The sequence below is a fragment of the Bordetella avium genome (assembly GCF_034424645.1).
Lineage (GTDB): Bacteria > Pseudomonadota > Gammaproteobacteria > Burkholderiales > Burkholderiaceae_B > Bordetella > Bordetella avium.
The window spans coordinates 3,539,287-3,558,957 of record NZ_CP139969.1 but is presented as its reverse complement, the minus strand read 5'-3'; the positions used below and the strand labels follow the sequence as shown (position 1 = coordinate 3,558,957).

Annotated in this window: 22 protein-coding genes; 11 read left to right on the top strand and 11 right to left on the bottom strand. The window is 61.8% G+C overall.

Annotated elements, in window-relative coordinates; translation table 11 throughout:
• The first annotated feature begins 112 nt into the window (after positions 1-112).
• From U0029_RS16460 to lipA, 4 genes are read left to right on the top strand one after another with little or no spacing between them, the layout of a single operon-like run.
• The gene (locus U0029_RS16460) at positions 113-979 is read left to right on the top strand and encodes a D-amino acid aminotransferase (RefSeq protein ID WP_012415840.1); all 867 of its coding nucleotides are present in this window, start codon (positions 113-115) and stop codon (positions 977-979) included.
• A gap of 51 nt (positions 980-1,030) precedes the next feature.
• On the top strand, positions 1,031-1,303 hold the full coding sequence (locus U0029_RS16455) for a YbeD family protein (protein ID WP_012415841.1): 273 nt from the start codon (positions 1,031-1,033) through the stop codon (positions 1,301-1,303).
• A gap of 3 nt (positions 1,304-1,306) precedes the next feature.
• Positions 1,307-1,960 (top strand): lipoyl(octanoyl) transferase LipB, encoded by a 654-nt coding sequence (gene lipB, locus U0029_RS16450; protein WP_012415842.1) that lies wholly within the window; start codon positions 1,307-1,309, stop codon positions 1,958-1,960.
• A gap of 53 nt (positions 1,961-2,013) precedes the next feature.
• Positions 2,014-3,009: a lipoyl synthase gene (lipA, locus tag U0029_RS16445; RefSeq protein ID WP_012415843.1), complete on the top strand. Its 996-nt coding sequence runs from the start codon at positions 2,014-2,016 to the stop codon at positions 3,007-3,009.
• Positions 3,010-3,069: 60 nt separating this feature from the next.
• On the opposite strand, the gene U0029_RS16440 is transcribed toward lipA, so the two are convergent.
• Complete coding sequence (locus U0029_RS16440; RefSeq protein ID WP_114851586.1) at positions 3,070-3,633, bottom strand: cob(I)yrinic acid a,c-diamide adenosyltransferase; 564 nt, start codon at positions 3,631-3,633, stop codon at positions 3,070-3,072.
• Between the two features lie 122 nt (positions 3,634-3,755).
• On the opposite strand from U0029_RS16440, the gene U0029_RS16435 reads away from it, so the two are divergent.
• Positions 3,756-4,061: a copper-binding protein gene (locus U0029_RS16435; RefSeq protein ID WP_012415845.1), complete on the top strand. Its 306-nt coding sequence runs from the start codon at positions 3,756-3,758 to the stop codon at positions 4,059-4,061.
• 107 nt (positions 4,062-4,168) lie between these two features.
• Here U0029_RS16435 and hslU read toward each other — a convergent pair whose 3' ends face one another.
• From hslU to U0029_RS16410, 5 genes are all read right to left on the bottom strand, one after another.
• On the bottom strand, positions 4,169-5,503 hold the full coding sequence (gene hslU / locus U0029_RS16430; RefSeq protein ID WP_012415846.1) for an ATP-dependent protease ATPase subunit HslU: 1,335 nt from the start codon (positions 5,501-5,503) through the stop codon (positions 4,169-4,171).
• A 26-nt stretch (positions 5,504-5,529) separates the two neighbouring features.
• The gene (gene hslV / locus U0029_RS16425; RefSeq protein ID WP_012415847.1) at positions 5,530-6,069 is read right to left on the bottom strand and encodes an ATP-dependent protease subunit HslV; all 540 of its coding nucleotides are present in this window, start codon (positions 6,067-6,069) and stop codon (positions 5,530-5,532) included.
• Between the two features lie 281 nt (positions 6,070-6,350).
• Positions 6,351-6,815, bottom strand: coding sequence for an RNA polymerase-binding protein DksA (dksA, locus tag U0029_RS16420; RefSeq protein ID WP_012415848.1), 465 nt, complete (start codon positions 6,813-6,815; stop codon positions 6,351-6,353).
• Between the two features lie 118 nt (positions 6,816-6,933).
• A complete protein-coding gene (locus U0029_RS16415) occupies positions 6,934-8,031 on the bottom strand; it encodes a CobW family GTP-binding protein (RefSeq protein ID WP_012415849.1) in 1,098 nt (365 codons plus the stop codon).
• Between the two features lie 340 nt (positions 8,032-8,371).
• The gene (locus U0029_RS16410; protein ID WP_012415850.1) at positions 8,372-8,863 is read right to left on the bottom strand and encodes a Fur family transcriptional regulator; all 492 of its coding nucleotides are present in this window, start codon (positions 8,861-8,863) and stop codon (positions 8,372-8,374) included.
• A gap of 223 nt (positions 8,864-9,086) precedes the next feature.
• On the opposite strand from U0029_RS16410, the gene U0029_RS16405 reads away from it, so the two are divergent.
• The 6 genes from U0029_RS16405 (at position 9,087) to U0029_RS16380 (ending at position 15,273) form a co-directional block, all read left to right on the top strand.
• Positions 9,087-9,800 carry a metal ABC transporter ATP-binding protein gene (locus U0029_RS16405; protein WP_012415851.1) on the top strand — a complete coding sequence of 238 codons (714 nt, stop codon included), beginning with the start codon at positions 9,087-9,089 and terminating at the stop codon, positions 9,798-9,800.
• Positions 9,797-10,678: a metal ABC transporter permease gene (locus U0029_RS16400; RefSeq protein WP_012415852.1), complete on the top strand. Its 882-nt coding sequence runs from the start codon at positions 9,797-9,799 to the stop codon at positions 10,676-10,678. Before U0029_RS16405 ends, U0029_RS16400 begins: the two co-directional genes overlap by 4 nt.
• 2 nt (positions 10,679-10,680) lie before the next feature.
• Complete coding sequence (locus U0029_RS16395) at positions 10,681-11,607, top strand: metal ABC transporter substrate-binding protein (RefSeq protein ID WP_039051819.1); 927 nt, start codon at positions 10,681-10,683, stop codon at positions 11,605-11,607.
• Positions 11,568-12,233, top strand: a complete 666-nt coding sequence (locus U0029_RS16390; protein ID WP_039051820.1) for a DUF1007 family protein — start codon at positions 11,568-11,570, stop codon at positions 12,231-12,233. Before U0029_RS16395 ends, U0029_RS16390 begins: the two co-directional genes overlap by 40 nt.
• On the top strand, positions 12,230-13,147 hold the full coding sequence (locus U0029_RS16385) for a nickel/cobalt transporter (protein ID WP_012415855.1): 918 nt from the start codon (positions 12,230-12,232) through the stop codon (positions 13,145-13,147). Before U0029_RS16390 ends, U0029_RS16385 begins: the two co-directional genes overlap by 4 nt.
• A 95-nt stretch (positions 13,148-13,242) precedes the next feature.
• On the top strand, positions 13,243-15,273 hold the full coding sequence (locus U0029_RS16380; protein WP_012415856.1) for a TonB-dependent receptor domain-containing protein: 2,031 nt from the start codon (positions 13,243-13,245) through the stop codon (positions 15,271-15,273).
• Here the strand turns inward: U0029_RS16380 and xerC are convergent.
• The 5 genes from xerC to U0029_RS16355 are packed head-to-tail and all read right to left on the bottom strand — an operon-like array spanning position 15,267 to position 19,618.
• On the bottom strand, positions 15,267-16,244 hold the full coding sequence (gene xerC, locus U0029_RS16375; protein WP_114851588.1) for a tyrosine recombinase XerC: 978 nt from the start codon (positions 16,242-16,244) through the stop codon (positions 15,267-15,269). The two genes, U0029_RS16380 and xerC, sit on opposite strands and share 7 nt — an antisense overlap.
• Positions 16,244-16,918 carry a DUF484 family protein gene (locus U0029_RS16370; protein ID WP_114851589.1) on the bottom strand — a complete coding sequence of 225 codons (675 nt, stop codon included), beginning with the start codon at positions 16,916-16,918 and terminating at the stop codon, positions 16,244-16,246. The genes xerC and U0029_RS16370 overlap by 1 nt, the downstream gene beginning before the upstream one ends.
• A gap of 32 nt (positions 16,919-16,950) precedes the next feature.
• On the bottom strand, positions 16,951-17,847 hold the full coding sequence (gene dapF, locus U0029_RS16365) for a diaminopimelate epimerase (RefSeq protein WP_114851590.1): 897 nt from the start codon (positions 17,845-17,847) through the stop codon (positions 16,951-16,953).
• 38 nt (positions 17,848-17,885) lie between these two features.
• On the bottom strand, positions 17,886-18,779 hold the full coding sequence (locus tag U0029_RS16360) for a lysophospholipid acyltransferase family protein (RefSeq protein WP_012415860.1): 894 nt from the start codon (positions 18,777-18,779) through the stop codon (positions 17,886-17,888).
• A complete protein-coding gene (locus U0029_RS16355; RefSeq protein WP_012415861.1) occupies positions 18,776-19,618 on the bottom strand; it encodes a lysophospholipid acyltransferase family protein in 843 nt (280 codons plus the stop codon). Before U0029_RS16355 ends, U0029_RS16360 begins: the two co-directional genes overlap by 4 nt.
• Positions 19,619-19,671: the final 53 nt, after the last annotated feature.

Sequence of the window (19,671 nt, the reverse complement as noted above, 5' to 3'; positions counted from 1 at the left end):
CCACTTTTTTGGGGACAGTTAACTCGCGGGTGTAAGCTATCCGGGCATGATGACCCGCGAATGACCCTTCGTTCGCGGCCCAAGCGGCTATTTTCCTCTTTAGGAGCTGTTCATGATTCCGGGCATGCCAGGCGATAGTCTGGTGTATCTTAATGGCGAGTACACCCGCGCAGACCAGGCCAAGATTTCGGTTCTGGATCGCGGTTTTATTTTTGGTGACGGCATTTATGAGGTCGTGCCTGCCTACCGTGGCAAGGCCTTTCGCATCACCGAACACCTTAACCGGCTCGAACGCAGCCTGGCGGCTATCCGCATCGCGATGCCGATGGACCGCGCCGCGCTCACCGCGTTGATCGAGCGTTTGATCGCAGGCGCGACGACGCCGGAGTGCATGGTTTATTTGCAGGTTACGCGTGGCGTCTACAAACGCGATCACGCCTTTCCGGCCGAGGCCATTGCGCCCACCGTCTTCGGTATGGTCACGCCCATGACGCCACCCTCGGCCTTGCAGCGGGAGCAGGGCGTGTCGGTCGTCTCAATCAAGGACGAGCGTTGGCTGCATTGCGACATCAAATCGGTATCTTTGTTGGGGAATGTGCTTGCCCGTCAGCAAGCCGTCGAGGCGGACGCTGATGAAGTCATTCAGTACCGCGATGGTTACCTGACTGAAGGTTCGTCGAGCAATATCTGGATCGTGCGCGATGGCAAGCTGCTTGCGCCGCCCAAGAACAACCTCATCCTCGAAGGCATCCGCTATGGCCTCATGGCCGAGCTGGCGCAGGAAGGGGGGGTGGTTTTCGAGGCAAGGCCCATCTCGCGGGCCGAAGTCGAGACGGCCGACGAAATACTCATCACCTCGGCCACCAAGGAAGTTCTGCCCGTGCTCAAGCGGGATGGTCAGGTGGTAGGGGATGGCAAGCCCGGCCCTGTTTATCGCCTGTTACGCGCGGGGTATGATGCCCGTATCGCGGCGCTCTGATGGTAGCGTGGATGGCCTTAGGGCCATCCGGCAGCAACATACAACGTACCAATGCAAATTCCTCCCGAAGATTCCCTTATCGAATACCCGTCTGACTTCCCCATCAAGGTGATGGGCAAGCAGCATCCGGAGTTCGCCCAGACCCTCACCGAGGTCGTGCTCCAGTTCGATCCCGATTTCGATCCCGCTAAGCTTGAGATGCGTCCTAGCAAGGGCGGCAATTACCTGGGTCTGACCTTTACCGTGCGTGCGACCTCGCGCGAGCAACTGGACGCGCTTTACCGCGCATTGCATGGCCATCCCATGGTGTCTATCGTTCTGTAGGCCATGAGCATGAATGTCGCATGGCTTAGCCCCGGAGCGGCTTACGCCGATGTCTGGGAAGCCATGAAGGCTTTCACGGCCAGCCGTGGCCCGGCCACGCCGGATGAAATCTGGCTTTGCGAGCATGCGCCCGTCTATACCCTCGGGCAGGCGGGGCTGCCGCAGCATGTGCTCAATCCGGCCGATATCGCTGTCGTGCGTTCGGATCGCGGTGGTCAGGTGACCTACCATGGCCCGGGCCAGATCGTGGTCTACTGCCTGTTCGATCTGCGCCGTGCCGGCATGTATGTGCGCGATTATGTCGCCTTGCTCGAAGAGACGGCCATCGCTGTACTGGGCAGGGCGGGCATCGTCGCACAACGCAAGCCAGGCGCGCCGGGGGTCTATGTCGAGCAGCCCGGTCAGACGCTTGCTAAGATCGCCGCCCTCGGGATCAAAATACGCAAGGGCTGCGCCTATCATGGGCTGTCCCTCAATGTGGCGATGGACTTGACGCCGTTTCACGGTATCAACCCCTGTGGCTACGAGGGTCTGCAAACCACCGATATGGCTTCCTGCGGCCTGTCCTGTAGCGTGCATGAAGTGGGTCAGGCCTTGGCCGACGAGCTTGTCCGGCGTCTGAGCGCGTATCAGGGCAGCCTGTCCTCAGGGGAGTAAAATGTTTCTTTTGTTCGACATTGCCGCATCAGAGGCGGTTCAGAAGGTGTCTCATGTCCACCCAGCTTGATGCTAGCCAGCCCTCGAACGATGTCGCCTCGCCTGCGGCCTACGATCCGACGCAGAAGCAAAAATCGCAGGCCAAGACGGCCCGTATTCCCATCAAGGTCATTCCGGCCGAACGCCTGAAGAAACCGGAATGGATTCGTGTGCGCGCCGCCGCGCCGGGTTCACGCTTCTACGACATTAAACGTATCCTGCGCGAACATAATCTGCACACGGTCTGTGAGGAGGCTTCCTGCCCGAATATCGGCGAATGCTTCGGCAAGGGCACGGCCACCTTCATGATCATGGGCGACAAGTGCACCCGCCGCTGTCCGTTCTGTGATGTCGGCCATGGCCGTCCCGATCCGCTCGACGCGCAAGAGCCGGAAAACCTGGCCCGCACCATCGCAGCCCTCAAGCTTTCTTATGTAGTCATCACCTCGGTCGATCGTGATGACCTGCGCGATGGCGGTGCGGCGCATTTTGTCGAGTGCATCACCAAGATCCGTGAGCTGTCGCCTATCACGCGTATCGAAGTGCTGGTGCCGGACTTCCGCGGCCGTCTCGACCGCGCGCTGGCCATTCTCAATGCCGGTCCTCCCGATGTGATGAATCACAACCTGGAAACCGTGCCTCGCCTCTACAAGCAGGCGCGTCCCGGCTCTGACTATCTGCATTCGCTAAAGCTATTAGCTGAGTTCAAGGCATTGCATCCCGATGTGCCTACCAAGTCCGGCCTGATGCTCGGTCTTGGCGAGACCGACGAGGAAATTCTCGAGGTTATGCGCGACATGCGCGCGCACAACGTCGATATGATCACCATCGGTCAGTATTTGCAGCCTTCGGAGCATCATCTGCCGGTGCTGCGTTATGTGCATCCCGACACCTTCGCCATGTTCGAGCGCGAAGCCTATGCCATGGGATTTAGCCATGCGGCGGTCGGTGCAATGGTGCGTTCGTCTTACCACGCTGATGAGCAGGCTCACGCAGCCGGCGTCAACTGAGTCTGGCGACCATGAAAAATCCGGACACCACATGGTGTCCGGATTTTCTATCTGGCGTTCTCAGGCGCCGCTGACGCGTGAATGTCGGCTGCTCCAGTAGATATCGGCCTGACCCTGAGACTGGTTCAGATAGCGGGCCAAAACGAACATCAAGTCCGAGCTGCGGTTCAGATACTGGCATAGCGGGGCGTTGACGGCCGCCTGCGCCGCCAGCGCGATGACTGAACGTTCGGCACGGCGCGCCGCCGTACGCGCCAGATGGGCGAGGGCTGCCGCCCGGGTACCGCCCGGCAGAATGAATTCGCGCAGCGGGGGCAGGGCGGCGTTGTAGAAGGCTAGACGTGCATCCAGATAGGCAACCTGCTCATCGGAAAGCGCGGCATGGCCGGGGATGCACAGCTCCGTACCCATATCGAACAAATCGTGCTGTATGGTCAGCAGATCGGCCGACACCTCGTCAGGCAGCGCTTCGCAGCGTAACAAGCCCAGTGTGCTATTGAACTCGTCGACATCGCCCAAGGCCATAATACGAGGGTCATCCTTGGGGACGCGGCTGCCGTCGCCGAGTCCGGTGCTGCCATCGTCACCGGTACGTGTTGTGATGACGGAAAGGCGATTTGCCATGTCAGGAGTCCTTGTTAATTGATGAGAAAGGCAGGCGGCGCTCAGCGATGCCAGTATCGCCGCGTAGCGAACAGGTTATGCTGTAGCTTAGCCTTCCGAGGCCATTGCAGGAGAGTTGAATCATGGCGTTCTTACGCAAACACACGATGCCCGCGGTCATGGCGACGGCTGCGGCTTTCGTCAGCCTCGCCAGCCCTCAGGTGTTGGCGCAAACCGCCCAGGCCAGCGGAGAAGTCCGGCGGATCGATGCAACGGCAGGCACGGTCACGCTCAAGCATGACGCGATTGCCGCGCTGGACTTGCCCGCTATGACGCTGGTGTACCAGGCCGCGCCCGCACTGCTCACCAACATCAAGCCTGGCGACAAAGTGCGTTTTACGGCCACGCGCCAGGACGGCAGATACGTCGTGACGGCCATCAGCAAGTAAAACCCCATGCTGTGCCGCAGGCACAGGCCTGTTTGCGGCGCTCTGGAGGTTTTGGTCTGGCGACGGGACCATTCCAGACAGAATGGCCCCGTTTGCATCTCCGTAGTCTAGAGCACGTAGCGCGCCAGATCCTGGCTGGATGCGGCTTCCGACAGTTGCGCATCAACATAGGCAGCATCGATCGTTACGCTCTGACCGCTGCTGGCGCCCGCATCGAAAGACAGCTCTTCGAGCAGTTTTTCCATCACGGTGTACAGGCGGCGCGCGCCGATATTTTCCGTGCGCTCATTGACCGAGAAGGCCAGCTCCGCCAGACGCTTGATGCCGTCTTCGGTGAATGCTAGCTGCACGTCTTCAGTGGCCAGCAACGCCGTATATTGTTTGACCAAGGACGCGTCGGTTTCGGACAAAATACGTACAAAATCATCTGCCGACAGGGAATCCAGTTCGACGCGAATCGGGAAGCGGCCCTGGAGTTCAGGGATCAGATCCGAGGGGCGCGATAAATGGAAAGCGCCCGAGGCGATGAACAGGATGTGGTCGGTGCGCACCATGCCATAGCGGGTGTTGACCGTCGTGCCTTCCACCAGAGGCAACAAATCGCGTTGTACACCTTGACGCGACACATCCGCGCCGCCACTTTCCTGGCGGGCGGCGATTTTGTCGATTTCGTCCAGGAAAACAATGCCGTTTTGCTCGACGTTCGCGATGGCGGCGGCACGCAGGTCATCCTCATTGACGCGCTTGGCGGCTTCTTCCTCGATGATGAGTTTGAACGCCTCCTTGACCTTGATTTTCTTGGGCTTGGTCTTGTCGCGTGCTAGGCCGGCGAACATGCCGCGCAACTGCTCGGCCATTTCTTCCATGCCCGGAGGCGTCATGACGTCGAGCTGAGGCGTGGCCTGGGCGATGTCGATTTCAATTTCGAGATCGTCCAACGAGCCTTCGCGCAGGCGTTTACGAAAAGTCTGGCGCGTGGTGTTGCCATCATCGCGCTGGGGTTCGCCCATGGCATTGCGCGCCGGCGGGACCAGTACGTCGAGAATGCGGTCTTCAGCAGCATCTTCGGCGTGGCTGCGCACGCGGCGCATTTCCAGTTCGCGTGTCTGTTTGATCGAGAACTCGGTCAGGTCGCGGATGATGGTATCGACGTCGCGGCCCACATAGCCCACTTCCGTGAACTTGGTCGCTTCGATCTTGATGAAGGGCGCATTGGCCAGCTTGGCCAGGCGGCGGGCGATCTCGGTCTTGCCGACGCCCGTCGGGCCGATCATGAGAATATTTTTCGGATGAATCTCGTGGCGCAGGGGGTCGGCGACCTGCTGGCGGCGCCAGCGGTTGCGCAACGCGACAGCGACGGCACGTTTGGCGCGGTTTTGGCCGATGATGTATTTATCGAGCTCGGAGACGATTTCTCCGGGCGTCATGGTCGATGCAGACATGGCTTGAATCCTTGGATGGCGCGGCCTTAGCCGCCCAGCGTCTCGATCACGTGATTCTGATTGGTGTAAATGCACAGGTCGCCGGCGATTTCGAGCGACTGTTTGACGATGGTCTCGGGGGGCAGCTCCGTGTTGCGCAGCAAGGCAAGCGCAGCCGATTGAGCGTAGGCGCCGCCAGAGCCGATGGCCGCCAGGCCGTGTTCCGGCTCGAGTACGTCACCGTTGCCGGTCAGCACCAGGGTGTGTTCTGCGTCGGCCACGATCAGCATAGCTTCCAGGCGGCGCAGCACCCGGTCTGTGCGCCAGTCGCGCGTGAGTTCGACGGCAGCACGCATCAGATGGCCCTGGTGTTTTTCCAGTTTGGCCTCGAATCGTTCTTGGAGCGTGAACGCATCGGCGGTGGCGCCTGCGAAGCCCGCGAGCACTTTGTCGTGGTAAAGGCGACGTATTTTGCGCGCCGTGCCCTTGATGACGATATTGCCCAGAGTCACCTGGCCGTCGCCGCCCAGGGCAACCCGGTTGCCTCGGCGGACACACACAATGGTGGTGGCGTGAAATTGTTCCATGCTTTCCTTCCTTTGAAGGGTCTATCTGAGGCCGATCGTCTCATATTTCAAGAGGGGGGGTGTGTTGCCCCCCACGCTGCGCAGGCTTGTCGCCTGCTTGCTGCCCCCCCGCCTTGGGGCGGCCCGGCGGCGGGTGTGTTGCCCCCTACGCTGCGCAGGCTTGCCGCCTGCTTGCTGCTTCTCCGAGTAAGGGATGGCTCATAGACAGGAGGAGGGCGAAAGAAAAAGGGCCATGCATGGTCGGCATAGCCCTTTTGTCCTACGGCGCGGGTGAGTGCGCTTTAGTCGCCGTACAGCTTCTGGCGCATTTCGCGGCGCTCTTGCGCCTCGAGTGACAGGGTGGCGGTTGGGCGGGCCAAAAGGCGTGGGACGCCGATGGGTTCACCGGTTTCTTCACACCAGCCGTACTCGCCGCTGTCGATGCGGACGATGGCCTGCTGCACCTTTTTCAGGAGCTTGCGCTCACGATCACGGGTACGCAATTCCAGGGCGTGTTCTTCCTCGATGGTGGCACGGTCGGCCGGATCGGGCACGAACTGGGTTTCACGCAGGTGCTCGGTGGTTTCCCCGGCGTTGGCCAGGATGTCCTGTTCGAGTTGTTTGAGCCGCTCTTTGAAGAACGCCAATTGACGTTCGTTCATGTAGTCGGACTCGGGCATGGCCAGCAACTCTTCTTCGCTGGGCAGATCAATCGCCGTATCGCTCGTCGACTTGCTTGATTTTTTGGTTACTGCCTTCGTAGCCATGAAAACACTCCACTATGAATCGCTCCGTACCGGCATCCGGAGATACCGCGCGGCGGCCTTTATGTACTGGCGCTAAGCTTTCCTCGCAGTACGGTTTTACTTGTGTGCGCAGTGGGCATCAGCCCACCAGGCACTGTTCAAGGCCGCGGGTGAAAATCTCCTGCGGCAGTTTGCGGCCAATGAAGACCATTTTGGTCGACGGCTTTTCGGCCGCCGTCCAGGGTTTGCCAGGTTCGGCGCCCATCATCATGTGCACACCCTGGAACAACATGCGGCGGTTGATGCCTTTCATGTACAGGATGCCTTTGTAACGCATCAGATCCGGGCCGTACACCTGAACCACGCCACCCAGGAATTCTTCCAGGCGCGCGGGATCGAAAGGCTTGTTGGAACGGAACACGAAGGCGCCGATTTCATCATTGTGTTGATGATGATGGTGGTGGTGCGCATGATCGCAGTGCGCGCCGCATTCGCCAGCATGCTCGTGATCGTGGTGATCATGGTCATGATCGTGCGCGTGTTTGGCGTCTGGATGCTCGTCGGCCAGAAAGTCCGGGTCGATGTCCAGAATGGAATTCAGGTTGAAGCCGCTGATGTCGATGATGGACTTCAGTTCGACTTCGCCGAAATGCACCGGCGTGATGGGCGCGCGCGGATTGATGCGCAGCAGGCGGGCGCGCAGGGCTTCATAATCCGCGTCGTTGACCAGATCGCGTTTGGAAACCAGGATGCGGTCGGCAAAACCCACCTGTTTCTGAGCCTCTTCTTGCGCATCCAGCGTGGCCATCCCGTGCTTGGCGTCGACCACCGTCACGACCGCGTCCAGGCGGTAGTAGTCGGCGATGTCGTCGTCCATGAAGAAGGTCTGGCACACCGGACCGGGGTTGGCCATGCCGGTGGTTTCGATGATGACGCGCTCAAAACTGAGCTGACCGGCCTCGCGCTTGACGCGCAACTCGTTCAGCGTGCGCATCAGATCGCCGCGCACGGTGCAGCAGACGCAGCCGTTGGACAGTTCGATGATTTCTTCATCGCTGTCTTGCACGAGCAGATCGTTGTCGATGCTTTCGGGTCCGAACTCATTTTCAATGACCGCGACACGGCGGCCGTGAAACTCGGTAAGGATGCGTTTCAGCAGGGTGGTCTTGCCCGCACCGAGGAAGCCGGTGAGGATGGTGACGGGAACCATTTTGTCCAAACTGCGCGGGGTATTCATGGCGATGCTGGTGCTTTAATCGGCTGCGATTGGGGGCAAGTGCTCAGACTGGCGCCAACCATATCTATAGGGGCCGCGGCCGGCGCGCCGGGATGGGTGCATCCCGGATGGTGCTCGTGGCAACTCGCGGCTTGTTTGGTGCTGCCGGGATTGGCTTGCATAGCGCTGCCAATCGTGACCGGACGCAGGATTACAGCACAGTCGGCTGTCAGGGGCAAACCCTGTGGCAGCCTGAGTCGTCCTTTTTGGCGCAGATGACAGCCCTTAAGCGATTAATCTCGGGTAATCCCTGGAAATGGGGCCAAGTTCTGTAGGTTCAATAGGGACGGAACCGGACGATTTAGTGATGGTGGTGGGCTGCCGGGGCGTTTTTCTGGCATTGCGGACAGAGCGCGCGGATTTCGGTTTCGTGGGTGGCCAGGGCAAAACCGGTTTGGGCGACCCGCTCGGCCAGCAGGCGGCTCATTGCCGGATCGCTGATTTCGGCGACTGCGCCGCAGCCTGTGCACACGACTAGCAGGTCGTGCGGCGCACCGGCGGCGTCATGACAGGCGGTCCAGGCGTTGACGGCGTCCAGGCGGTGGATCAGGCCTTCGTCCATCAGGAAGTCCAGCGCACGGTAGACGGTCGGAGGCGCGGCGCCCGGATGCACGGCGCGCATGGCATCGAGCAGTTCGTAGGCTTTCAGGCTGCGCCCGTGGGTGAGCAGCAGCTCCAGGACTTTGCGCCGGATGGGGGTCAGACGCCGGCCGCGCTCTGCACAGAGCGATTCGGCCAGGCGCAGTTGCTCGCCGACGGCGTCGGCGCGGCTGGTGCGGGCAGGGGCTGACATGGTGTTTTCGGAATAAGCCGGTTCAGAAATGAGGCGAAGGTATCAGAAAACAAGCCATTCTGGGACTTAAGCTCTTGTTTGTTATGATATAACATAATAAAAAGAAAGTTCTCATTACCGCCATGCCCATGTTTTCTTCATCTTCTTCCGCTTTGCGTCATGGCGCGCTCTGGCGCATGGCTTGGGCCTTGGGTGCCAGCCTGTTTATCTGGAGCCTGCTCACATGGGCCATGTCGTGACACCTGCCGCCATCGAACTCGAGAGCGTCACTTTCGGCTGGCGGGGCCAGCCTGCGGTGCGCGACGTCAGCGGACGATTCGCACCCGGCTGCATGACCGCCATCATCGGTCCCAACGGCGCGGGAAAATCCACCCTGGTCAAGGGCTTGGCCGGGGTGTTGGCCCCGATGAGCGGCCGGCTGCATCGTGATAGCACCTCGGTCGCTTGGCTGCCACAGGCGGCCGAATTGGATCGAGACTTTCCCATCTGCGTGCTGGATGCCGTGGTGTTGGGCGGCTGGCGGCGCATCGGCGCTTTGCGCGCCGTTGATGGCGACGAAACCGCGAGAGCGCGTCTGGCGCTGCGCCGGGTCGGGTTGGAGCAATTGGCCGAGCGGCCCTTACAGGCCTTGTCAGGCGGACAGTTGCAAAGAGTGTTGTTCGCCCGTCTCTTGATGCAGGATGCGCCGGTACTGGTGCTCGACGAGCCCTTTGCGGCCGTTGACGGGCAGACCACGCGGGTGCTGATGGCCTTGCTGTGCGCCCTGCAGGCAGAGGGCCGCAGCATCATCGCGGTACTGCACGACATGGCGCTGGTGAAGGAATACTTCGCCCAGGCGCTGCTTTTGTCAGGCCGCGTGCTCGCGTGGGGGCCTACGGCCGACGTGCTCTCTCCTGAACGCCTGGCGCACGGCCAATTGCATCTGGGGTACGCATGACGCTGTGGCAGGCGCTGTGCGCACCCTTTTTTGATTTCAGTTTCATGCGGCGCGCGCTGGCTGGCGCCGTGGCGCTGGCTTTTGGCGCTGCACCGCTCGGCGTGTTTCTGGTGCTGCGTCGCATGAGCCTGATGGGCGATGCGATGTCGCATGCCATTTTGCCGGGCGTGGCGGCGGGTTATCTGCTCGCCGGCCTGTCTCTAGGCGCGATGATGGCCGGCGGCATCGTCACCGGTCTGGTCGTGGCGCTTTTGTCCGGCCTGGTCACACGGCTGACCTCGTTGCGCGAGGACGCCAGCTTTGCGGCCTTTTATCTGATTTCGCTCGCCTTGGGTGTGCTGCTGGTGTCTTTGCGCGGCTCCAATGTCGATCTGCTGCATGTGTTGTTCGGCACGGTCTTGGGCCTGGGCGATGACGCGCTGTTGTTGGCGGGCCTGGTCAGTACCCTGACGCTTTTCAGCCTGGCGCTTATTTATCGCCTGCTGGTGGCCGAGTGTTTCGATCCTGGTTTTCTGCGTGCGGCAGGCGGGCGTGGCTGGCTGGCGCACTTCGGGTTTCTGGCCTTGGTCGTGATCAATCTGGTGGCGGGCTTTCAGATTCTGGGCACGCTGATGGTGGTCGGCATGATGATGTTGCCGGCGCTGGCGGCGCGCTTCTGGGCTCGTCGGGTGGCGGCGCAACTGCCTTTGGCCGTGGTGTTGGCGGCGTTGGCGTCCTGGTGCGGCCTGCTCGCTTCCTTCCATTTTGATCTGGCGGCCTCGCCCGCCATCATTCTGGCCGCTGGCCTGATCTATCTGCTTTCCATGGTGTTGGGCCCGCAAGGCGGGCTACGCACCCGTCTGCGCTGGCCCAGGCCGGCGCTTTCCAAAGAGGTGTGAACATGAAGCTTGTCTGGGCGCGTTGCGCGGCAATCGCCGTTCTGTCTATCCTGCCTGCGGTTGCTGTCTGGGCGTCACCCGTTAAGGTGGTGACGAGTTTTTCCATTTTGCAAGATATGGCTCGTGAAATCGGGGGGCCGGATGTCGAGGTGCAGACGCTGGTCGGTCCGGACGGCGATGCGCATGGTTTCGAGCCCAGCGCGGCCGATTCGCGCAAGCTGGCGGGTGCCGATCTGCTGGTGATTAATGGCCTGGGTTTCGAGCCCTGGCTGCCCCGTCTGGTCGAGGCTTCAGGATTCAAGGGGCGGGAGGTCCGGGCTTCGGATGGCGTCAAGCCGCGCGCTTTTGCCGAGGCTCTCGATCACGAAGACCATGACCACGGTCACGACCATCACCATGATGTCCAGGACCCCCATGCCTGGCAGGATCTGCGTAATGGCATGATTTATGCACAGAATATCGGCCGTGCTCTCGAGCAGCTTGATCCGGCCCATGCCGCGCAATACCAGCAGCGTACCCGTGCTTATGTGGCCAAGCTTGAAGCCTTGCAGGCCAAAGTAGAGAAAACCTTCGCCGCCATCCCCGCCGAGCGCCGCAAAGTGGTTAGCACCCATGATGCTTTCGCTTACTTCGGCGAGGCCTACGGCGTGCGCTTCATTCCGGTGGCGGGCTTGTCTACCTTGTCCGAGCCGTCCGCGTCTGGTTTTGCCGAGGTGGTAAAACGGGTCAAGCGCGAGCACGTGCCGGCCCTTTTTATTGAAAATATCGGCAACCCGCGTCTGGCTGAGCAAATCGCACGTGAAACGGGCGCCAAGGTGGGCGGTACGCTGTATTCCGACGCCTTGTCTGCGCCGGGCAAACCGGGTGCTACCTATTTGGGAATGTTTGAATGGAACGTGCAGCAATTGGCCGCTGCCTTGCAGCCCTGACCCTGGTGATTCTGCCGATATCCGCGCTGGCGCATCCGCATATGTGGGTGGATGCGCAGGCTGAAGTGATGTTTGATGACCAGGGGCGGGTTGCCGCCCTGCGTCAGGTCTGGCTATTCGATGAAATGTTTGGGGCTTATGCCACACAAGGCTTGCCAAGAGCGGCGGATGGCGGCCTGGCCGAGGACACTCGTAAAACCATGGCGATCGATTGGATGAAGGCGCTGGGTGAGCCCATTTCGCATTACTTCACGCGCGTCACGCGTGAAGGCGCAACCCTGGCCTTCGGCGCGCCGCGCGACGCGCAGGTTCAATGGGATGGCCAGCGTTTGTCTCTGGCCTTCACCTTGCCGCTGGCGCAGCCGGTCGCGCCCGGTCCGCAGGGTCTGGCGATCGACGTTTTCGATCCCACCTATTTCGTCGCCTACGCCTTTGACGCGCCCAAAGCCTGGCGACTGAGCAATGCGCCCGCGAATTGCCGCCAGACCTATCGTCCGCCCCAGCCGCTGGACTGGAAAACGATGCAACAATTGGCCGCCATTCCCTCCAATGTCGATACGCTGCCCGATGAGCTGTTCGCCATCACCAAAGGTCTGACGCATCGCAACGAGTTGCGTTGTCCATGAGGTCGGCAGCGCGGATCGTGCCATGGATGCTGGTCTTTGCCTTGGCGCTGGCGGCCGGGCAGGTCTGGGCGCAGTCCCATCCTTTCGCGGTGCCCGAGGCGGGCGGGTCCCCTTGGCTGGCGCAGATTTCGGTCTGGCAATCCCATTTCTATCGCCAGTTGACGGGCGCTGTACGCGCCTGGCGGGATGACGGCTCATGGCTCTTGGTCGGGCTGTCGTTTGCCTATGGGGTGTTTCATGCCTTGGGGCCGGGTCATGGCAAAGCCGTGATATCGGCCTTCGTGCTCGCCAATCATCAAAGCGCGCGCAACGGGGCGGTGCTGGCGCTCTTGTCTGCGCTGGTTCAGGCTTTGGTGGCCATCGCCCTGGTGGCGCTGCTGGCTGCTGTGTTCAATGTCACGGCCCAGGTCATGAACGCCGGCACACGCTGGCTGGAAATGGCCTCTTATCTGATGATTGTGGCGCTGGGTGTCTGGCTGTTGTGGACCAAGGCGCTCAGGCCTTGGCTGCGGCCTGGCCGCCGCCATTTGCATCACGCCGCCTGCGGGTGCGGGCATGTGCCCCCGTTGTCGCTCATGAGCGGGCGGCTGGATTGGCGCCGTGCCTGGACTGCGGTCGTGGCCGTGGGTTTGAGGCCATGCAGCGGCGCGCTCATTGTGCTGGTGTTCGCGTTGTCGCAAGGCCTTTTTGCTGCGGGCGTGGTGGCCACGCTGGCGATGGGGCTGGGGACCGGTCTGACGGTTGCGCTATTGGCCATGACCGCCGTCTGGACGCGCAACGCGCTGACTAACAGCAGCTATCTGTCCCCAAAGTGGGCGGCAAGACTCCGTTATGGCATCGAGTCTGTGGCGGCATTGGCGGTGCTGTTGCTAGGCCTGCTGTTATTGGGCGGGCAGGTCGCCGGCGCAGCGTAAAAAAGAATTCGGACAGGGGCACTTGCGTCGTAATTGATATGTTATATCATTCCTTTCTCATCAAAATGCAATGTTATAACATTTAGGAAAGAGGAATGAGGTTTACTTCGCGCCCCAGTCATGCCGCGCTTGCGATGGCGTTTGCCGCTGCTCCCGTATTTGCCGCCGAACCCGAGGCGGTCACTCTGACTCCCATCACGATCTCGGCGGACCCGCTGGGACAAAACCAGAACAGCACGGCCTCGCCGGTTACCGTGCTCGATGGCCAGGCGCTGGTCGAGCGCCGCCAAGGCACGCTGGGCGACACCCTCAATGGCCTGCCGGGTGTGCATTCGGATACTTTCGGTGCCGGCGCCAGCCGCCCGGTCATTCGCGGCCAGACTTCGCCGCGCGTCAGTGTGCTTTCCGATGGCTCATCGCTGTTGGACGCTTCAGCCATTTCGCCCGATCACGCGATCACCATCGAACCGCTGCTGGCGGATCGGATCGAGGTGTTGCGCGGACCGGCCACGCTGCGTTTTGGCGGAGGTTCGATAGGCGGCGTGGTCAATGTGCTGGACAAACGCATCCCCACTGAAAAACCCGAGGGTGGCCTGGCGGCCGAGGCAGAGTTGCGCGGGGCGACGGGCACCAAGGAGCGTGCGGGCATCATCGGCATTACGGCTGGCACGGACAGCTTTGTTGTGCGTGTAGAGGGGCTGAAGCGCCGCAGCAGCGATTACGCCGTGCCGCATTGGTCTAGCGGCAAGCTGGCGGGTTCGTACAGCGAATCGACGCAAGGGTCGGTGGGCATGTCCTGGATTGGCCCGCGAGGCTATATCGGGCTGGCTTTCACGCATATCGAAAGCGAGTATGGTTTGCCCGGGCATAACCACGAATACGAAGGTTGCCATCCGCATGGTACGCACTTGCACTGCGGTCATCATGACCACGATCACGACCATGATGATCATGCCCACGAAGAGGGGCAGGTGCCCTATGTACGCCTGCGCAGTAATCGCACCGATCTGCGCGCTGAGTATTCCGACCCGCTTCCCGGTTTCAGCAAATTGCGTCTGCGCGGCGGTTTCACCGATTACCAGCACGATGAAATCGAAGGCGGCCAAGTCGGCACCACATTCAAGAATCAGGGCTTTGACACCCGTCTTGAGCTAGAGCACAAACCCTGGATGGGCTTGCGCGGCGTGATCGGTCTGCAAACCGCTTTCAGCGATTTTCGCGCGCAAGGCGAAGAGGCTTTCTTGCCGCGCAGCAAAACGCGCAGCAATGGCCTCTTCCTGCTGGAGGAGTACCGCCTGAACGACTGGCGTTTTGAAGCAGGCGCCCGCCAGGATTGGCAGAGCATATCGCCGGAGGGCGGCTTGAAAAAATCACGCTTGTCGGGCACCTCGCTGTCAGCTGCCGCGATCTGGGACTTTGCGCCGAGCTACTCCGTGGCGCTGTCGCTCTCGCGTTCGCAGCGCATGCCCTCGGCGCAAGAGCTCTATGCCGACGGCGTGCACCTGGCAACCAATACCTACGAAATCGGCAACGCCGGCTTGACGCGGGAAACCTCGCGCAACATCGACCTGACCTTACGCAAGCACGAAGGCGACACCACATTCAGCCTGAGCGCCTTCCACAACCGGGTCAACAACTATATCTATGCCAATACGCTGGACCGTTTCGAGGACTTCCGCCTGATTGAGTACACCCAGAAAGATGCCGAGTTCGTCGGTATCGAGGGTGAGCTCAAGCATCAATTCACCCCTATTCTGTCTGCCGGTGTATTCGGTGATTACGTGCGGGGCAAACTGACGGGTGGGCAGGGTAATTTGCCGCGCATTCCCGCAGCCCGTCTGGGCGCGCGCGCCAATTTCAAGTGGCAGGCGTGGTCGGGCGGCCTTGAGTACGCTTATGTGTTTCGCCAAAAAGACATCGCCAGCTATGAGAGCGAAACACCGGGTTATGCCCTGGTCAACGCAGTACTGAGTTATCGATTTAAGGCGGCAGGGGCTCAGTACGACGTCTATGTGCGCGGCAACAATCTGCTGGACAAGCTGGCGTACAACCACGCTTCTTTCCTGTCTTCGGTCGCGCCGCTGCCGGGCCGTTCGGTGATGCTGGGTGTGCGGATGAGCTATTGATCGCTGTTGTCTTCAGGTTTGCGATTGGCTCTGGGGTGCGCCTGGTCATAGACTTTGGCCAGGTGCTGGAAGTCCAGCCGCGTGTAAACCTGAGTCGTGGCGATATTGGCGTGTCCGAGCAGTTCCTGCACAGCGCGCAGGTCCTGGGCCGATTGCAGCACATGGCTGGCGAAGCTGTGGCGCAGCACGTGCGGATGCACATGGGCGGGCACGCCTGCTTGCTGTGCCAGCCGGGCCAATTGCAATTGCACGACGCGCGGCGAAATCCGCGCGCCGCGCGCGCCAAGAAACAGGGCGTAGCTATCGGCCGACGGGGTGGCTGCCGATAGCAGTGTTGGCCGGGCTTGCAGCCACTTGTCCAGCGCGGCGAGGGCGGCGCTGCCCACCGGCACGATGCGGCGTTTACCGCCTTTGCCAAGCACGACCACCTCGGCCTCGGCGCGATTGAGCCAGCCGGCCGGCTCTTCGCTGCCTGTGTGGCGGTGGTAGTGCGTGTCCAGGGAGACCAGTTCAGATAGCCTCAGGCCGCTGGAGTACAGCAGTTCTGAAATGGCGTGATCGCGCAGACCGACAGGATCGGTGCTTAACTGTGCGGGCGCGTGGTCGAGCATGGCTTGCGCTTGATCGACGGACAGGGCCTTGGGCAGGGCGCGGGGCGCCTTGGGGGCGCGCACACCCGCGACCGGATTGCGGGCCAGGCCGATATGGGGCGCCCACCATTGATAAAACCCCCGCCAGGCGGCCAGGCGGCGAGCCAGGCTGCGGGGGCCGAGGCCTTGCGCATGCAAACGGGCAATCTGCTGGCGGATATGGGAGACGCTGAGGTCTTGCAGGGCAAGGCCGGCCTGGGTCGCCAGTGCCGCCAGCGATTCGAGGTCGTGGCGGTAGGCGGCCAGGGTGTGGCTTGAGTAGCGTCGCTGCGTCTGTAGATGTTGCAGCCAGTCCTCGAGCGGCGGTGCGAGGAGACTCATTACGCTGTGGCCAGCCGCCCTAAGGCGGCCGAAGCGAGCCGGCCGATGGTTTCCAGAAAGGCTGTGCCCATCTCGGGGGTAAAGCGTGCGGCGTCATCGGAACCCAGCACCAGCAGGCCGATACTGGGTAATTCGGGTGCCAGGCGCAGCGCGATCAGGGCCAGCGATTTCGGCGTGCTATCCAGCCAGCGCACGGCTTCGAAACCGGTGTCATTGCCGCAGTAAGGTGTTTTCAGGCTATCGGCGAAGGTACGCACGTCGTCGGAGACATCGGCGCCGTAAGCGTGCTCGCCCGTCCGGGGCAGACCGGCCAGATTCCACAGCCGTAAACCAGAGTGGTCGAGATTGAACTGCTCGGCCAGGCCCAGCGCAATTTCACCCGGCAGGCGCGTGGTATCGGTTTCGCGTAGCAGGCGCTCTGACCAGAGGGTGATTTGCTGGCTGATTTTCTCATTGTCGCCCGCATTGCGTACCAGCTCGTTCAAGCGCCATTCGAGGCTGCGGTTGCGCTCGCGCAGGGTGAGAATCTGGCGTTCGGCTAGAGAGATCGCTCGCCCGCCATGCGGATTGGGTATATGCAGATTGGAGAAAATCGCTGCATGCTCGTCGAAGAACGAGGGGTGCTCCTGCAGGTAGCGCGCGATGTCCTCCGCGCTCGGGTCGATGGTCGTCATGTCGCTTTGATAGACAGCGGTTGGCGGCGCGATCAGCGGTTGAGCGCCAGGGAAAGAACCAGTTTGTCGATGTCGACCTGGCCACTGAATACGGACTCGGCCGGGCCGGTCATACGCAATTGCTCGCCGTTCCAGGCGATGGTCAGTGCGCCACCGCGGGTTTGGACACGCACCGGGCTGTCGAGCAGGCCACGGCGGATGCCGGCCGCGACGGCTGCGCAGGCGCCGGTGCCGCAGGCCAGGGTTTCACCCGCGCCGCGTTCGTAGACGCGTAGACGGATGTTGTGGCGATCTTGGATTTGCATGAAACCGGCGTTGACGCGCCGCGCAAAGCGCGGATGCGATTCGATGTGTGCTCCGACTTCGCTGACCGGGGCCTGATCGACGTCGGCCACTACCTGCACGGCATGCGGGTTGGAGATCGCCACAGCCGACAGCTCGATCTCGCCGCCGGGCAGCGGCAATACATAGAGGGTGTCCTGGCCTTGCTGACGTTGCGTCAAGCCGCTGACGTCGAATGGCAGGGCGGCCGGGTCGAAGCGGGTCGTGCCCATCTCGACGGTGACTTGTTCGTCATCGCCTTCGTCGAGCACGATAAGGCCGCTGACGATTTCGGCGCGCAAGGGGTTTTTGCTGGACAGGCCTTGCTCGTGCACAAAGCGCACGAAGCAGCGAGCGCCATTGCCGCAGTGCTCGACCTCGCTGCCGTCATTGTTGAAGATGCGGTAGCGGAAGTCGGCATCCGGGCGTGTGGCGGGTTCGACCAGCAGAATCTGGTCGGCGCCTACGCCGAAATGGCGGTCACCCAGGGCGCGGGCGCGCTCCGGGGTCATGTCGATGGTTTGACGCACGCCGTCGAGCACGACGAAGTCGTTGCCAGCGCCATGCATTTTGGTGAAATTCCAGATCATGCAAGGATTATCACCCATTCCGCCCGTTCTGGCAGCCCGTGCCCTGGGGGGCTGTTTCAATAGAGTTTGGGGCTGCCTTCGGGGCGCGTTTTGAAGCGGCGGTGCACCCAGTAGTATTGGCTTGGGCAGCGGCGAATCCAGCCTTCCAGTTCGCGATTCAGGCGTGCTGTGGCGTCTTCCAGGCTCTCTTCGCCCGGGAAGTCTGCCAGGGGCGGTAACACCTCGACGTGATATCGGCCGGTGGTGGGGTTCCAGAAATCCAGAATGGGCAGAACGGCGGCATTCCATTTGCGCGCTAATTGGGCGGTGGCCACCAGGGTGGCTGCCGGCACGCCGAAAAAAGGCACGAACACCGAGCCATTGCGTCCAAAGTCCATGTCTGGCAGGTAATAAACGGGCCGGGCGGCGCGGAAATGACGGATCAGATCGCGCACGCCATCCTTGCGGCTGACCAGGAATACCTCGTTAAACCTTGCCCGGCCGGCCCGCACGATGGCATCGACGGCAGGGTCGCGCTGGGGCGTATACATGGTGGCGCCGCTGGGCACCTCCATGGTGAGGCGGGTCGCGGCGACATCCAGACCGATGAAGTGCGGTGCCAGCAGAATGACCGGCCGACCGGAAGCGGCCAGCGCATTGATGGTGTCCGCGCCGCTGACCGAGGCCATCTCGCGGATGGCCTCGGCGCTGCCATACCAGAGCACACCTCGGTCCACGATGGATTGGCCCAGCGCACGGAAGTGCTCCCGCGTCCATTTTTCTCGCGTTTGGGGGCTTTCGCCAGGAAAGCAGATCTCCAGATTGCGGCGCACGATGCGGGCACGGGATTTGGCCAGATGCAGGGCCAGCCAGCCGACTACGGCGCCGGCGCGCTGGCGCGCGCGGGGGCTCATGCGGCCGAACCAGCTCAGCAGTCCGGTCAGGGCGCGAGTCTTGTAGTCTTTTTTCATGGTGCAGGCGGTGCGCCGCGCGGCGTTTTGTAGCGGTTGTAGCCCCAGAGGTATTGCTCGGGAAAGCGCCGGATCAGCGTTTCCATACAGGCATTGAGCAGGGCGGCCTGGGCCTGCGCATCGGCGGGAAGAGGATCGGGTACACGGGTGAAGTGCAGTTTCCAGCCGCGGCCCATGGGCAGGCGCTGAGCTGCGCAGAGGATGACCGGCACACCCGTCTGGCCGGCCAGTTTGCCTGGCAGGGTAACGGTGTAGGCCATGCGGCCGAAGTAGGGCGCCCATACGCCTTCGCCCTCGCCGGGAGCCTGATCGGGCAGCAGGCCCACGGCCTCGCCGCGCCGCAAGGCGCGCACGAATTCGCGCACGCCTTGCATCGTGGCGGGCACGGCGCGCACCTTGGCGTTGTTGCGGGCGCTTTCCAGCAGCGGCGCCAGGATGGCTTTGCGCGGTGGCCGGAACATGACCGTCAGGGGGATTTTGCGCGCCAGATAACGGGCCACGACTTCATAGCAGCCCAGGTGAGGCGTGAGGAATACGACGCCACGCTTCTCGGCGATGGCGGCATCCACGACATCCGTGTCCTGCCCCGGATCGAGTTTCTCCAGGCTGGCGTCCTCATGGAACCAGACCTTGGGTGTTTCGAGAATCATGGCGCCGATCTGACCGGCCGAACGGCGAGCGAAGGCCGCCTCCGGATAGCCGGCTTGTGTGGCGTTGGCGCGCAGGCGCCGGCCATATTTGCCTGGCAGGGCGTAGGCCAGCCTGCCCAGCACCTGCCCGAGCGTCTGTAGCACAGACAAGGGTAGAAAGGCGAGTAAACGGAAGAAGGCGAGCAGCATGTTATTGGCGTGGGGAGGTCCGTGATGAAAGCGTCTGCAAAACACCGCTTCGA